This window comes from Frankia sp. CcWB2 (genome assembly GCF_977927585.1).
This window is the reverse complement of sequence record NZ_CDWRCM010000072.1, coordinates 9,268-9,800: the sequence shown is the minus strand read 5'-3', so window position 1 is coordinate 9,800 and position 533 is coordinate 9,268. Positions and strand designations below refer to the sequence as shown.

Annotated in this window: 1 protein-coding gene; it reads left to right on the top strand. The window is 69.2% G+C overall.

The genetic code is table 11. The annotated features are described in order from the left end of the window. Nucleotides 1-237 precede the first annotated feature (237 nt). Nucleotides 238-533: NrdR family transcriptional regulator (locus tag ACY45C_RS09945; protein ID WP_462187337.1), on the top strand; the 296-nt coding region annotated here is incomplete at its 3' end.

Here is a 533-nt window from a genome sequence, read left to right as displayed (position 1 = left end):
ACACGGACCATACGGGGGTGCTGTCCCCATCTCTGGGGCCGTGCGCTACCGTGGACACAACATCTGGTGCTTATCGGGGTGTAAGTCATCCACAGGTTGTTTCACAGGTCTTCCACGGGGAGCTGGCGGTCCATCCACAAGGTGGTCCGTCCGGCGTGGATGCCGGGTCCTCAACGGTGTCCCGTCGTCCCCGGTCCGGGGCGGTCGGCTCCGGCGCGGGCGAAGGAGGCGTAGCGCGTGCGGTGCCCGTTCTGCCGGCATCCGGACAGTCGCGTCGTCGACAGTCGGGAGGCCGAGGAGGGTTCGGCGATCCGCCGCAGGCGGTCCTGCCTGTCCTGCGGTCGCCGGTTCACTACGATGGAGGAGGCGTCCCTTCAGGTTCGCAAGCGCAGCGGGGCGGCCGAGCCGTTCAGCCGGGCCAAGGTCATCGCCGGTGTCCGCAAGGCCTGCCAGAGCCGGCCGGTGCGGGATGATGATCTCGCGCTTCTGGCGCAGCGGGTAGAGGATGCCGTCCGCTCGTCGGGGTCGGCGGA